The sequence below is a fragment of the Marisediminitalea sp. genome, assembly GCF_984433645.1.
On sequence record NZ_CFIDRX010000106.1, the window covers coordinates 1 to 15202 of the forward strand.

Genomic DNA, 15202 nt, shown 5'->3' on the forward strand with positions numbered 1-15202 from the left:
CTGTGCTAATTAGCTCTTCGATAAAATAGCGGATAAATCAAACGACCATTTTCAGGCGTATTACCGAAACTTTTACCTGCATCGTGAAACAGCCATGGTCTGAATAGAATTAAACGATTATAGCGCATAGGTATATGTGTCGTTAATGTCCACTTTGCATAATCAACATTGTCTCGTTGCATTATGTTTTTCCAGAAAGATTCGAAGTTATCCAATCCCATTTTTACTAGATCTTGCTTCGTTAAAGGAGCTCTATCACTGTTCAACTGATTGTGCCGATAAAAATCTGTCCCTCCCTGACAATCTTTGTCTTTTGACAGATACAAAATACCTGACCAATCACAGTTGTCGATATGCACACCGCCTTTGCCTCTTTCCCCCTCTAGCGCCAATCTGAATTTTCCATGGCTGGTACCTTCCGCTGGCTGCAAGGGTTCTCCTACAATTCTGCTAATTAACTCGTCCATCCCCTGGATACGTAATGATTCGGCTGAGTTTCTACCTGGAAAATACTGTTCTCCTGGTAGTACCGGATAATCCATAGCCAATGCTCTGGAACGAATCTCGTCCGCAATGTCCAAAAAGTCGTCAATAACCACAAGGGTCTGATACATATTTGCTCCGAAAAAAAAGGGCTTCATAAAGAAGCCCGTTTATCACTTAATAACAGTACGTTAGAAGTTGGCGGTGAAACCTACATTGTAAGTTCTTCCATAGGTATAGCGTCCAATTGAAATTTCGATTGGGTTTGGATACCAGTCTGTTGCATTTTGAACACTTGCACGCATCAAAATATTTTCCGTTAACTGATAAGTCGCACCCACATCAATTAACATGCGAGAAGGCACTTTAGTGTACGGATTACCATTTTGATCAATATACTGTAGCGGTTCTGTCTGCTCAACGTTACGCTCTGTTTCTGCGGTATAGTTGAAGTCAACAAACGCAAACAAGTCACCTACAGAATAAGAAACTTGTAGGTTAGCTGTCAGGTCTGGATCATTCCACTGACCAGTATCGTCTGTAAAGTCGAAACCAGTGTTTGAAATTTCGTTTTTACGCTGCTTGAATGCACGTAATGACCAGTTCAGATCACCACTGCCTTCACCGAAGAAACTTCCCACCAGCGGATAGTCTGAAAGTTCATTGCGATAGTTAACAGCGTATTCGATACCTTCGAAATTACGTAATGCTGCGTTCACATAACCAGATGTAAATGCGTTAACACCAGGGAACTGGCCATTTTCCATACGGTTAAACTGACTACAGAAAGAATTCGGGAAGTCAGTCGCATCGTAACAGGCATTCAGAATGTCTGTAATCGAGAATTCAACAATCGCATCAGAAATATCAATTTTGATAAAGTCGATTGACAAATCAAGACCTTCAGCCCAACTTGGCGTATAAACGATACCGTAGTTAACACTTTCTGCCTGTTCGTTATTCAGCGTTGCATTTCCACCTGTAAAGCCCCGACGAGACGCATTTTGTATCTCACTCAGGAAGCCTTCAGGAATACCGTCTGCGCGACAGTTAGCTTCACGTACTGAAGGGTTAGGACCATCACCAATGTTACGGTTATCACAAGGGTCTGTAGCAAATGAACTTGTTTCTACTACTGGCAGGAACAACTCAGTTACAGCTGGTGCACGGACTGTTTCGGCGATATTACCACGAATCATAACGTCTTCAATTGGACGCCAATTCAAGCCTAATGCCCAAACATCATCCGAGCCAGAGCGAGAATTATCAATTTTACGATAAGATGCATCAAGACTCAGAGAGTAGAATACAGGAATATCCATGTCTTCAGAGAAAACAGGCACGCTTATCTCTGCATAAGTATCTTCAGTCTTATATGAACCCGCAGTCGCATTTGGTGCAAAACCTAAAATTGTTGCTGTACCGTCAGGACGGAACTCGGCAGATTCAATACGACGCTCGTAACCAGTTGCAAAGGCTAAAGGACCAGCTGGAAGTTCAGCGATTTCACCAGAAAGGTACGCATAGAACATTGACTGTTCTACTCGGCTTTGGCCTTGGTCGTTATACAATACGTAAGAAGCTGCTGCATCGGTAATCGAACCGAAAGGGTTCAAAGGCGCACAGTCTCCAACAGGGCCAAGCACATTTTCAAACGCTGCTACACCACTACCTGATGGAACAAATCCACCTTCGAAATCCGGATCATAATTGTAACGACAATCAACTTCACCAGTTTCGGGGTTGATACCTACGTCCATAGCATTAAGCCACTTAGCTGTATCAAGACTCTGTCTTTGTGAATAGATAGTGCTGATACCTTTCTGGTACCCAACCGACCAATCAAAGAATTTATCGTCCAGCTCAAACTCACCGTTTAACTCGGCGTTTGCACTGTAAACATTAGATTCGTTAATGATTTGACGTTGACCCAAATTTACCCATGCTTTGTGCATGTAGAATTCACCAGGTCCACCCAGATAACCTTCCAGCGTTTCACGAGCGCTGTCCACAAGGAATGGGTTGTCTGTAGAAAATTTTAGCGCGGCCCCGTCATACTGGAAAGCACCGGAGCTGTACTGAACTGCTTGATAACCTTGGTTAGACGCATCTGAACGGTTCGCAAAAAATGAAACGTCTAAATTCACGTCATCGGTAATTTTATAGCTACCGAGTACTGTCAGGTTATATCGCTCGAAGCCTTCACGAGCTGTATTTGCTTCGCCCAGATTTAGGCCATCACCGCCTGAAGCCCAAACAGCATTATCTTGTGCGATACCCGGATCGTAAGGAACGATTGTACCGGAGCCATCAGGATTAAACTGAATGAAGTTCCCATCCCATGCGCCAATTCCATAGTTCGTCAGCCCCAGTGAACCCGGAGTGATCAAACCTGAATTTGACAGAATGCCTGCTCGAGGGTTTGGAACCAAACGTACCTGGTTTACAGGGATTTCACCGTCTGCATTTGGTACACCATTTTCAGGGAATGGAGTGAAGCTACTCCAGTCATTGGCGAGACTTGGAACTCTGAATGCTGCAATATTGTCTTGTTCGTTATATTCGAAGGCTACCGTTACGTTACCACGGCCACCGTCGAAGTTTCCGCCTAATAAAGTACGTACAGACTGGTCACTTGAAATACCATCCTGATAAGTGTAGTCGTAGGAAATTTCAAAACCTTCATAATCGCGCTTCAGAATATAGTTAACTACACCGGCGACGGCATCGGCGCCGTATACAGGTGCACCACCTACCTTCATGACTTCAACGCGATCAATCAATGATACAGGAATATTGTTAACGTCAACCTGCGCTCCCGGCGCACTGCCGCCACCAACAGGTGAGTTACTGGAAATAAAACGTTTGCCGTTAATCAGTGTCAGCGTACGTTGAGATCCCAAACCGTACAAACTGATCGTGTTTTGACCTAAGCCTTGAGAGCTTGCCGCTGTGTTACCACCAATTTCAGGCGTTGTACCCGCAGCAACGCCAGGCAGGTCTAAGAGCGCGGTAATTGCATTAGTCATACCGCGGTCGCGGATATAGCTGTCGTCGATAGCATCTACAAGCTGAGTCGGCTCCATGTCGATGCGAGAAATACGTGAGCCGGTGACTTCAATTTTCTCTACAAGTTTGCCTTCTGTCTCGTCAGTATTTTCGGCATCTTGTGCAAATGCTGGCGTCGCCGCCGTAACTGTACCGAAAAGTAGTGCCAGTCTAACGCTTTTTGAAAGCTTAGACATGTTATTTTTATTCATTGTAATCCCCTGGATTAATGTAATTTTTTTATATATAAAAAACAGCGTTACATCGATTTACAAACATTTACACAATCTTTGCCAACCGTACGCTCATATTCTTTTAGCAAATAAATTTGAACCAATCAATTAATTGGGTGGTCGGAGTGGCATTTTTACTTTTACGCTTATCAAGAGACGCTAAGCACAAATATTTACTTGACTTTTACAAAAAAACACATAAATGGAACAAAAAACCAACAAAACGACCTTACACCTAACAATTTTCGACCACAAACAAATTAGATAGTCAAGTTTATTTTAGATTTGAAAAGTAAAGATTATTGCAATACATAAACACCCTCGGGCCTTTATTTACAAGGTACTAAAGCTATTGGCCAAGCTAGGTTCGACTCAATATCCGTTATAGATGAAGGTTATAATAGGGCGTCAGCCATTCTGCACGGAAGTGTAACTATATATTTACACATATAAAGGAGTTATTTTTATCTAAGACGGAACTTTAAGTCACGTTGACTGTTTTGTAGCCGAAGTTCAGTCTTGATGATGTTTGGCAAAGGCTAATATAGAACACAACCTCAATAATTTAATTCAAGCACACTAGTCGAGTTAAATTTCGAATAACGACTGATGACTTGCATTGTTGAAAGACGAAAAAAAACCCTCACGATGTGAGGGTTTTTTGTTTTACGCTAATCAGAATTTAACAAACTTCTTAGTATCTGAAGTTTACGCTGAATCGAACGTAACGAGGTGACTGCCAAGCAGTTGGCAAACCGAAGTTCGGGTTAACTGCACCAGAACCAGCTACATCACCTTCGTCATCATAGATTTCATTAACTTCAGTAACGGTGTCGTTATTAAGAACGTTAAAGATATCTGCACGGAGTGTCAGATCGTAATCTTCACCAATTTCTACATTATAAGAAGCGGTAAGATCTAAGTTCCAATAGCTGTTAGTGCGACCTTCTGAGCCACGTGGAGCCAGAACACCGTTTTTGTAGAATGACTCAGAACCGTACGCCTGAGCAAACACGTCTGTAGGGTGGTAACCGAATGCATTTTTCGGACGACCAGTCCAGAACTGAAGGTTTGCACCAAGGTTAAAGTTTTCAGTTACAGCATAAGAACCAAATACTTTGAACTGATGACGTCTGTCATTAGGCAGATCGCCATAAGCCCCGTCAAGTAATCCCGGTTGGTCGAACAAGGTCGTCAAACCCGCATCGTCCTGACCGTTGTCTGAACGCACATAACCTTCGTTGTTACCCCAGCTGTGTGACCAAGTATATGCTGCGTTTAACAACCAAACACCGTCCCATGCTTTTTCAAAAGTAACATCTACTGACGCATATTTACGGATTGACTCTGGATAGCCTAGATCTTCTGCAGACAGGTCCATCCATACAAGCTCACCTTCTGCGCCCGGAAGTTCATCAGTTGCAATGCGCATATTTGAACCAGGGTTTGTTAATACATATTGGTGGAAGCCAGTCCAAATGTCAGAAACATCGCCGTAACCATTTTCTTCTGCCCAAGTGATAACCGCCGCATCAATCGCCACGTCTTCAATGGTCGTAGCCAATTCACGGTAAGTACCTTGGATAGCCATGCTCCAGTCGTCTGTAAGCTGGAATTGATAGCCGGCAATAAACTCGTCTGAGTACATAGAGTCCATATTGCTATCTACAATCGCTTCTGGAGAAGCCGCTTCACCATTTGCGAAGATATCATCCGGACGCGTTTGAGCACCAGTTAGATTTGGAATACCAAGAGCTTCGTTTGCGAATCCTTCAAACTCATAGTACTCCTGGATGTATGTTTCTGCACCGGCCAAACGGATGTTTGTATTTGCAGCAACTGGTAGATAATAACGACCGTAGCTCGCCCACAATTTAGACTCGCCATCGCCCATCACATCATAAACAGCACCTAAGCGTAATGCCCATTGGTTATCAAGTTTAACAAAGGTTTCGCCGTTAGCATTGAAGTTTTCGAATGAGTCGTTACGGATACCCATGTTAAGTACAAGGTCATCTGTTACTTGCCACTGATCATTCACATAGAATGCAAAGTTTTCAGATTCGAAATCACCACCCGCCTGGTATGTACGATGGCGAACCTGATAGATTTCTTCTGCATCAGTGCTATCGTCAACATAGTACAAGTAGTATGCACCACCAGAGTTAATCGTATTTGAAGTGGCTGTCAGTTTTTCGTAATCCACACCAAAACGAATTGAGTGATCACCAACAAACCAGTCAGCATCTACACGGAAAACTTCACGCTCATCTTCACCTTGTTCTACAGAGAAGTTAGCAAACGTATTTGCCGGAACAAAGGCAGCAGTACTGTCATAACGATAATAAACAGCTGGGTTCGCATCCAATGTACTACCAACAGTGCGGTCTTGCTTGTTGATACCATACATAGCAGATACTGAGAAGTCGTCAGTAAGAATACTTGTCCATTTCACGCTGGCGTTTAAGCCACCTTCGTTTTCTTCACTGACTGCAGGCTCGCCGTCCTCAACGCCATCATAAAAGAAGCCCGTCGATACCAGTGTCGTTCTTTCATCAGAGAATGCGGTAAGTTCGAGAATGTTGTCTTCGGTTACATACCAGTCAACCTTTGCAACCCAAAACGTGTCGTCGTCTTTTTCTGTGTAACGGTTTTCAAATAAGGAACCATCAACGATAGATTGAGAACCACGGTACGATTGTTCAACATCACGCGGGTTTACCAATACATAGTAGAACAATTTATCTTCGATTAATGCACCGCTCGACCAGATGTTATAATCCAGTGAATCTGCCTTGTCGAAGTCGTTGTTAATTCTGTAAAGGTCGTTGGAAGTAAAATATGAAGAAGGACGATCTTCGCGTAATGAATCAGGCTCATAGTAAGCGTTTACGCCCCACTTGAATTCGTTTGTACCGCTCTTAATTTTGGCGTTAATAACACCACCAGTTACGCGACCAAACTCTGCTGAATAACCACCTGTTTTTACTTCAAACATGTCGTACATATCGAATGGTGGTTCACTAGAACCAACACCAGTACGGAAGTTAGTGATGTTCAGGCCGTTTACATAATAAGCATTCTCACCTACAGATGCACCACCGATAGAAGGTAAATCACCGAATGCAGAGTCACCACGCGTTGTGCCTGGCGCCAATAAAGCAACTGACGTCAAATTACGAGGCACCGGAACTTTATCTAAAGTAAGCGTGTCTACAACAATACCTGTAGTAGAACTGGTAATGTCTACCATTGCAATTGAAGAACCAACAACTTCAATTGTTTCAACATCTTCACTTGCCAGAGAGATATTGATGTTAGTTTTACCACTGATACCAACCGCTACACTTTCTTGAATGGTTGTTTTGTACCCGCCCTTTTCGGCAACAATTTTATAATTACCTGGGGGTAGTAATGGAAAACGGAAAACGCCATTTTCATCAGTCACAACTGAGCGGGTCAGACCGGTTTCCAGATTGGTAATTGAAACACTGGCATTACTCAACTTCGCACCTGAAGTTTCAACCGCATTACCTTGAATATATCCTGTCGTGCCATCTGCATATACTGGAACAGATAAGCCTAGGCCAACCGCGATACTAATCGCAGTAAGGCTCTTTTTCATATTTATCATGTGTTGTCTCCCTGGACCACAATATTGGAATAACTAAGTCGTTTTATCTCGACTTTTAGACTGGGGAACCCCACCAAGATAATAACTGCATGATAAGTTTGGGGTCAATAGCGATAAATTATTCAATAGCAATTATACAAAATGATGAATCAACCACCTCCAAATTTTGTACACATATATTTACAAAATGTAAAAAGTTAAGCATCCTTCAGCGCTAACAACGCTAACTCAGCAAGTCACCATCCATACTATAAAAGGGGAAAGCAAAATTATAGACAAATATAAAACATAAAATAAATCAGAAAATACATATAATAATACACATTAAAATTAAATATTTTATTGCAAATAAAACGTAAAGATACGAATTAATTATTACTTATTTATTACCACTTAACTCACATAAATGTCACTTATCGCATATATTGGTATTTTATTTCTTGAAGTGTTCTGAATTTCGCCGCTTTTGTCACAATAGCTGTCCTTCGGGGCTGTCTTTTTAGGCATGAATATAGGAGTTAGGTGCTTGTGACATTTGATTGTAAAGATATTCTGTTTACCCGTGCCGCATTAATTCTCAATGTCATTTTTTTCAGATTTATAGGAATCAACTCGACATACCCTGCAGACAAGCTATAAATGAAGAGAACATAACAACAAGGAAAACACTGTGAAGTTAGATGACGACATCCATAATTATTACGAGCATCTGGTTTTAGAACGCATTGCACATCTGGGACTAGACCGAACAAAATCTGCAGACTACCTGGCTGATTTGTGTTGCCTGGCATTAAATCAGGTGCCGCCACGCTACATTCGATACGAAGTCGACATGGCATTTTATTTGCCGCAAAGCGAACGCCAACAAATGGAGATGAACGTGGAATATGCGGTGGAAAAAGCGATTAAGTTTCTGGATCAGGTCGTAAAGAAAGACGAAGAATAGTAAAAGCTGGATTGGGAATTTGGGTGGCAGGCTCTCAGCCACATCCCGGCACATGAGTCGTCTGCTGCGGCTGCTCCCTTCCGGGCCTGACCGGGTTCACAGAGTATCATTGCGAGAGGACCAAGAGCCCACCATAGAAACCTGCGCTCCTTTGCAGGAGCGCGGCGCATTATGACGACTTGTGTCGCAAAGTTCAACCCTGAGTTGTAAAACGTTCCTCAGCAATTTGATTTGCAACCAGGTTCGTCGCGCGATTTTCTGCTTCTGCGCGTTCGTAAACCTCTACCAGGGTGTCGCCAATTTTGGCAATATGTGCTCGCATAGCGTCGTCTGAAGAGTCATCCAGCTTCTGGTGATAAATATCGATGATACCACCCGCATTTATGACGTAATCCGGCGCATACACAATGCCTTTTTCTTTTAATGCGGTACCCAGTGACTCCCTTGCGAGCTGGTTGTTTGCAGCACCGGCAATAATTTTTGCCTGAATGTCAGGCAACGACTCATCGTTAATGGATGAACCCATTGCACAAGGTGCTATTACGTCCACTGGTAAAGTCAGAATCTCTTCTGGCGCTACAATCGTTGCACCCAGCTCTGCTTCGGCTTTAGCTAATCCTTCAGGATAAATATCTGCCACGTAAAGCTTGGCCCCTTCGGCATGTAATTGCTTTGCCAGACGATAGCCTACGTGTCCCATGCCCTGAATGGCGACTTTTACACCGTTTAAGTCACTTTTAAGTACGTGTTGTACCGTGGCTTTTAATCCCACAAACACACCGTATGCCGTTGACGGAGCCGGGTTGCCGGTTGGCGTTTCGCCCAGAGCATTATACTGCGCCGACGTGCCTGCAATGTGTGATGACTGTGTCGCCATAGCCTGCAGGTTTTCAACGCTAATCCCTGAGTCTTCTGCAGTGATGTAACGACCATTGAGACTTTCAACAAAACGTCCCATGGCCTTCATCATGTCTTCCGTTTTATGCTTGCGCGGATCACCGATGATTACTGACTTACCACCACCCTGTTTCAGGTTTGCCATGGCTGCTTTGTACGTCATTCCTTTAGAGAGACGAAGTACATCAGTCAGCGCTTCAGCGCTGTTCAGATATGGCCACATGCGACACCCACCCAATGACGGGCCAAGGTTCGTATTGTGAATGGCAATAATGGCTTTTAAGCCACTGGCTTCGTCATGGCAAAATGCCACGTGTTCATGTTTATCAAATTCCGGGTGATCAAAAACAGACATAGGGTAAACCGTTCCTGGACAAGAAAACGCTATACTAGCGCACACCACTGAGGACAGGTTTTGCGAGTTTATGCCGTTTAATTTACAGCGTAGAACGGCAATTTTTTTCGTCAGTGCTTTGTAGGATGTATATCCTAGTATTATAATGTACGCACAATAACTATCATAATAGCGAAATCACGAGTACCTTAATGAAACTGGATAAATTCGACCGCGAAATCCTACGTGTGTTGCAGCAAGATGCCACGATTTCCATGGCAGATCTCAGCCAACAGGTTGGCTTGTCGCACACCCCTTGCTGGCGTCGGGTTAAGCGCCTGGAAGCCGAAGGGATCATCCTTCGCAAAGTGACCTTACTCAACGGCAAAAAACTCAATTTAGGGGTGTCGGTATTTATTTATGTCTCGCTGAAAAATCACGATGGCGATTCACTTACCGACTTTGAAAAAGCCGTTCAGTCCATCGACGAAATTGTAGAATGCCACACCACCAGCGGCGAGAAAGACTATCTGTTGAAAGTGATAGTGGAAAGTATTGAAGAGTACGAACACATTCTCAAAACCAAGCTCACGCATCTCCCCTGCGTCGATCACTTAAGTTCCACCTTTGCGTTGAAACAGGTGAAGAACACAACGGCGCTACCCATCAAAAGCCAATAGTAAAACCCTATATCTATAAAATGATGTCCCGACGCTATTGTGCGTCGGGTTGGTTTTCTGGCTCTGCCTGCTGAAACGCTTCTAGCGCCTGGCAATTATCATATATACGCGATATGAGAGGGTAGCGTGTCATATCAACACCAAACCGCTTCGCGTTATACACTTGTGGCACCAAACAAACGTCAGCCATGGTGACATCAAAATCAAAACAGAAGCGTCCTGCCTGAGTCTGTAGTCGACGCTCTATGCCATCGAAACCTTTTTCAATCCAGTGTTTGCACCAACCGTTAGTCTGGTCACTGGATAGCTCATACTGATTAGACAGTGACTGCAAAACACGCAGGTTCGCCAGCGGCTGAATATCACAAGCAATATCTTGCGCCAGCCCTCTCACTCTGGCCCGCTCAACTGCATGAGCCGGGATAAGCGAATAGGGCTCAGGGTAACGCTCATCAAGGTATTCAATAATACTCAGTGATTGGTTCAGAATAATGTCTTCGTCATCATCGACAAACGTGGGGACTAAATGTGAGGGATTCAGCGAATCGTAAGCGGCCTGGTGTTGTTCGCCACCGTCTTTAACTAAGTGCACCGGCACGTATTCGTACTCCAACCCTTTCAGGTTCAGCGCAATGCGGACCCGGTAGGTAGCCGAAGAACGCCAGTATCCATATAACTTCAAACTCATCATGGATTTCCTAATTGTGCGGTACCTGCCAATCGCAGGTACCGGTTAGCAGGTAGCCGTTAGTTCAGCACACTTACACGCTGCTCAATGGCACCAAAAATACTTTGTTGCTGGTCATCGAGCATTTCAATACGCACAGTGTCACCATTGGCCATAAAACTGGTCGACGGTTTGCCATCACGGATGGTTTCAATCATGCGAACTTCGGCAATACAGGAGTAACCTACCCCTCCCTGAACTATAGCAGATCCATAATCAGTGCCCTGTTTATTTGACACTGTACCTGAACCAATTATCGTTCCCGCCCCCAGATTCCGGGTGCGGGCCGCATGCGCAACTAACTGAGCAAAGTTAAATGTCATGTCCACACCGGCATTAGGTTTACCAAACAGTTCATTGTTGTAATGGGTCTGTAGCGGCAGATTTACCTTGGTATCGATCCAGCTGTCACCCAGCTCATCCGGTGTCACTGCTACCGGGGAAAAGGCACTGGCCGGCTTGGATTGATAAAATCCAAACCCTTTTGCCAGTTCGCCGGGAATCAATCCGCGCAATGAAACGTCATTTACCAGCATCAGAAGTTTGATGTGGTTGCCAGCCTGTTCTGCTGTAACGCACATTGGTACATCGTCGGTGATAACTGCAATTTCAGCCTCAAAATCGATTCCCATTGTGACATCTGGCACAACTACATCGTCGTAAGGACCAATGAAATCGTCACTGCCGCCCTGGTACATCAGCGGATCTGTCCAGAATGACTCTGGAATTTCTGCGCCACGGGCTCGGCGTACCAGCTCTACGTGATTGACGTAGGCACTGCCATCGGCCCAATGATACGCGCGTGGTAGAGGCGAGTGACAGCGTTTCGGGTCAAAAGCCTCGCTTGCAATTTCGCCCTTGTTGAGCTGCTCATAGCGCGACTGCATTTGCGCCTGAAGTGCATCCCAGTTGTCGATAAACTGTTGCAGAGTTTGCGCAACCGGCGCCGCCGACACTGCTCGTGTCAAATCGCGGCTCACCAGCATTAACTCACCATCACGCTGCGCATTCTTATAAGTAGCAAACTTCATTCTGTTCTCCTGTTAACCTTTCCAGCTGTACACGTATTCCGCGTTTTCTACAGCCTGACTTGCTGCCGTGATCTCAAGCGCATCGCGGGTATCGAGCATGACAGCAACTTCGTCGGTAAAGGTTTTCTTATGTGCCTGACCGGCAGCAAACGCTTTTGGATGAGGCCCGTGGGTAAAGCCTGCCGGGTGGAACGTCACCATGCCCGCCTCAATGTTGTCTCGACTGAAAAAGTCACCCGCGTGATAAAACAACACTTCATCAAAATCGTCGTTACTGTGATAGAAAGGCACCTTGAGCGCGCCAGGATCGCTTTCGATAGGGCGCGGTACAAATGTGCAAACCACAAAACGCTTAGCGACGAACGTCGTATGCGCTGACGGCGGCAAATGATAGCGATGGCTCATTAACGGACGAATATCCCGCCAGTTAATTTTCATTACTGTCAGGTCACCATGCCAGCCCTGAGCATCCAGTGGATTAAACGGGTAAGTAATCCGCGACAAACGTTGATGTCGCTTCACCTCAACCTGCCAGGTATTTTCATCCTGCTGTGCCAAGAACTGGTCGTTAATCTCGGGATAGCGAAGCATAGCCGGATCGAAGATAGCGTGATTACCCACCAGGCCTTTTTCGGGCAACTGGTAACTGTCATCCGTTGCTTCGATCATCAGCAACTGCATTGGCACGCGAGGCGTCAGTCGCCACATAGTGGAGCGAGGGATCACAACATAATCCCCCTCTGTTACCTCAAAGTGACCATAGTCACAGTAGAAGTCACCTTCTCCTTTGTGTACGAAGAGCAAATCGTCGCCGTCTGCGTTACGAGCAAGCTTTTGCATGGGCTCATCACAATGCCAGAAACGATACTGACAGTGGGCGTTATGCAAAATAACCGGAGCCGAAAACGGCGAGTTGCCTTCAGCTAGCTGATTCAGCTGCATCAGGTCGAACGCACGTGGACGCAGCTCCCCTTCCCACTCAATCCAACCTGTTGGCGCATGCTTATGATGAATATGAGATGCCGGGCCAAAAAAGCCGTCCCGTCCTACTTCGCGTTCATACAGTGCCTGCTCAGGTAAATCAGCATGAGCCTGCCGGGAATGCAGGCCTTGCTTTATGGGAAAACGCGCTGGATTACGCATTGTCACCCTCGGCATTCAATACACCGCGACGAATCTGGTCTTGCTCAATGCTCTCGAACAAGGCTTTAAAGTTGCCTTCACCAAACCCTTCATTGCCTTTGCGCTGAATGATTTCGAAGAACACAGGACCAATGACCGTGTCGGTGAAAATTTGAAGCAAAATGCCATCCTGCTCCGGCGCACCATCAATCAGGATCCGCAAGTCCCTAAGCACATCAATCGATTCACCGTGACCCGGAATACGGGTATTCACAGCGTCATAATAAGTGTCTGGAGTATCCATAAAGGCCAGCCCGCGCCCTTTCAGCTCTGATACTGTTTTATAGATATCGTCGGTAGATAAGGCAATGTGCTGAATGCCCTCACCGTTGTAGGCTTTTATAAACTCCTCAATCTGAGAGTGATCATCAACCGACTCGTTAATTGGGATGCGAATACGGCCACAAGGTGATGTCATGGCTTTACTTACCAATCCGGTGAGCTTTCCTTCGATATCGAAGTAGCGTATTTCACGGAAGTTACCGATGTTCTCGTAAAATTCAGCCCATACCGCCATATTTCCGCGTTTCACGTTGTGTGTGAGATGGTCGATTAACTGCAGGCCGGCATCCGCTTTTGCAACACGCTCCTGCCAGTCGGGATAGAACGAGAAGTCAACGTCGTAGATGCTGTCTGAGCCATAGCGGTCGACAAAATAAAGCGTGCTTTCACCGATACCGTAAATCGCCGGAATATTCAGCTCCATGGGCCCCAAGTTGCCGCGGAACAGCTTGCCACCATTGGCCAGGGCATGTTCAATGGCTACCCCGGCGTTTTTCACTCTGAATGCCATGCCGCACACGCTCGGCCCGCGCAAGCGCGCAAATTCTTCAGCTTGTGATGCGGGTTCTGCGTTGATAATAAAATTGATATCACCCTGGCGATACAGCCATACACGCTTGGATTTGTGAACAGCGACTTCAGCGAAGCCCAGTGAAGTGAACAGCGCTTTTAGCGCCTCAATGCCCTCATCATTCGCTGCCGTGTATTCGACAAATTCGAAGCCGTCAGTGCCCAGAGGATTGTAGTTATTAGAATGCGTTGTCATTGATGTCTCCGATTAACATGTTTGCAACAATATAATCAGAGAACAGCCTGCGACAGAAGCTTTAGCAATCAGACAATTAGCAAGCTGTATTTACATCTTTTGTAAACATAAAGTAACAGATTGATATAAACCTTTTTTAAGACACAAAAAAGCCGCGCAGAGCCCGTCAGCGCGGCTTTGTCGGCATTTCAACAATGTAACTATAGCTTTACAGTGGCTTTGTTTATGCCATATTCACGGAGTTTATTGGCGATCGCCGTATGACTTAACCCCAGCTTTTTCGCCAGTTGACGAGTACTTGGATACGACGGATAAAGTTTCTTGAGCAAATCACGCTCAAACTTCTTCACTTCCTCATCGAGCGTACCTTCGAAGTTTTCATCGACGTAGGTCATGCTGGGTGTACAACTGGGCAGTTGAATGTCTTCTTTGGTGATTTCGTTTCCATCCAGTAATGACAAAGCGCGAAACAGAGCATTTTGTAACTGCCTAACGTTACCAGGCCAAGGGTAATGCTGCAGGAAGTCCACACACGACTTACTGAGTTTGGCTGGGCGTCGTCCAAGCTTGGCACTATGTTGAAGAATAAATGCCTCAGACAAAGGCACAATGTCTGAGCGACGTTCGCGAAGCGAAGGCACGACCAGACCCAGTACGTTTAACCGGTAATACAGCTCTTTGCGGAATTTACCTTCTTCTACTAATTGCCCCAAGTCCTGACAGGTGGTGCAAATAAACCTCACGTCAACGCCTACCGGATTTACATCACCAATACGGCGAAACTCACCATCTTCCAGTACTCGCAACAGCTTTGCCTGGAGTTGGGTTGACATGTCGGCGATTTCATCGAGTAACAAAGTACCACCTGCGGCCTGTTCAATCAGCCCCGCTTTGGCCTGGGTTTGGTTGAACGTACCCGCTGCATAGCCAAACAATTCTGTTTCAGCCACGTTATCGGG

11 protein-coding genes and 1 other RNA gene are annotated in these 15202 nt (G+C 45.4%); 2 read left to right on the forward strand and 10 right to left on the reverse strand.

The features are described from left to right. Positions 1-5 precede the first annotated feature (5 nt). The 3 genes from AC4MRN_RS13495 to AC4MRN_RS13505 form a co-directional block, all read right to left on the reverse strand. The gene (locus AC4MRN_RS13495) at positions 6-614 is read right to left on the reverse strand and encodes a DUF6445 family protein (RefSeq protein ID WP_073320913.1); all 609 of its coding nucleotides are present in this window, start codon (positions 612-614) and stop codon (positions 6-8) included. Positions 615-674: 60 nt separating this feature from the next. Then, entirely contained in the window at positions 675-3743 is a 3069-nt protein-coding gene (locus AC4MRN_RS13500) for a TonB-dependent receptor domain-containing protein (RefSeq protein ID WP_073318930.1), read from the reverse strand. Positions 3744-4458: 715 nt separating this feature from the next. Further along, the gene (locus AC4MRN_RS13505; protein WP_491203565.1) at positions 4459-7398 is read right to left on the reverse strand and encodes a TonB-dependent receptor; all 2940 of its coding nucleotides are present in this window, start codon (positions 7396-7398) and stop codon (positions 4459-4461) included. Positions 7399-8068: 670 nt separating this feature from the next. Between AC4MRN_RS13505 and AC4MRN_RS13510 the strand changes: the two genes are divergently transcribed. Beyond that, the gene (locus AC4MRN_RS13510; RefSeq protein ID WP_073318934.1) at positions 8069-8344 is read left to right on the forward strand and encodes a late competence development ComFB family protein; all 276 of its coding nucleotides are present in this window, start codon (positions 8069-8071) and stop codon (positions 8342-8344) included. A gap of 29 nt (positions 8345-8373) precedes the next feature. Here AC4MRN_RS13510 and ffs read toward each other — a convergent pair. Both ffs and AC4MRN_RS13520 read right to left on the reverse strand, forming a co-directional pair. Then, positions 8374-8470, reverse strand: an RNA gene (gene ffs / locus AC4MRN_RS13515) — signal recognition particle sRNA small type. A 67-nt stretch (positions 8471-8537) separates the two neighbouring features. Continuing rightward, positions 8538-9596, reverse strand: a complete 1059-nt coding sequence (locus AC4MRN_RS13520; protein ID WP_370245868.1) for a Glu/Leu/Phe/Val dehydrogenase dimerization domain-containing protein — start codon at positions 9594-9596, stop codon at positions 8538-8540. Between the two features lie 191 nt (positions 9597-9787). On the opposite strand from AC4MRN_RS13520, the gene AC4MRN_RS13525 reads away from it, so the two are divergent. Beyond that, a complete protein-coding gene (locus tag AC4MRN_RS13525) occupies positions 9788-10255 on the forward strand; it encodes an Lrp/AsnC family transcriptional regulator (RefSeq protein WP_073318938.1) in 468 nt (155 codons plus the stop codon). Positions 10256-10289: 34 nt separating this feature from the next. Here AC4MRN_RS13525 and maiA read toward each other — a convergent pair whose 3' ends face one another. The 5 genes from maiA to AC4MRN_RS13550 all read right to left on the reverse strand — a co-directional run. Further along, positions 10290-10943 (reverse strand): maleylacetoacetate isomerase, encoded by a 654-nt coding sequence (gene maiA, locus AC4MRN_RS13530; protein ID WP_155016647.1) that lies wholly within the window; start codon positions 10941-10943, stop codon positions 10290-10292. Between the two features lie 59 nt (positions 10944-11002). Further along, positions 11003-12013 carry a fumarylacetoacetate hydrolase family protein gene (locus AC4MRN_RS13535; RefSeq protein WP_255052483.1) on the reverse strand — a complete coding sequence of 337 codons (1011 nt, stop codon included), beginning with the start codon at positions 12011-12013 and terminating at the stop codon, positions 11003-11005. Between the two features lie 12 nt (positions 12014-12025). Beyond that, positions 12026-13156 (reverse strand): homogentisate 1,2-dioxygenase, encoded by a 1131-nt coding sequence (locus AC4MRN_RS13540; protein ID WP_491203568.1) that lies wholly within the window; start codon positions 13154-13156, stop codon positions 12026-12028. After that, on the reverse strand, positions 13149-14243 hold the full coding sequence (gene hppD / locus AC4MRN_RS13545; protein WP_491203566.1) for a 4-hydroxyphenylpyruvate dioxygenase: 1095 nt from the start codon (positions 14241-14243) through the stop codon (positions 13149-13151). The genes AC4MRN_RS13540 and hppD overlap by 8 nt, the downstream gene beginning before the upstream one ends. 200 nt (positions 14244-14443) lie before the next feature. Then, positions 14444-15202 (reverse strand): sigma 54-interacting transcriptional regulator (locus AC4MRN_RS13550; RefSeq protein WP_491203567.1); only part of this gene is annotated, 759 nt, incomplete at its 5' end.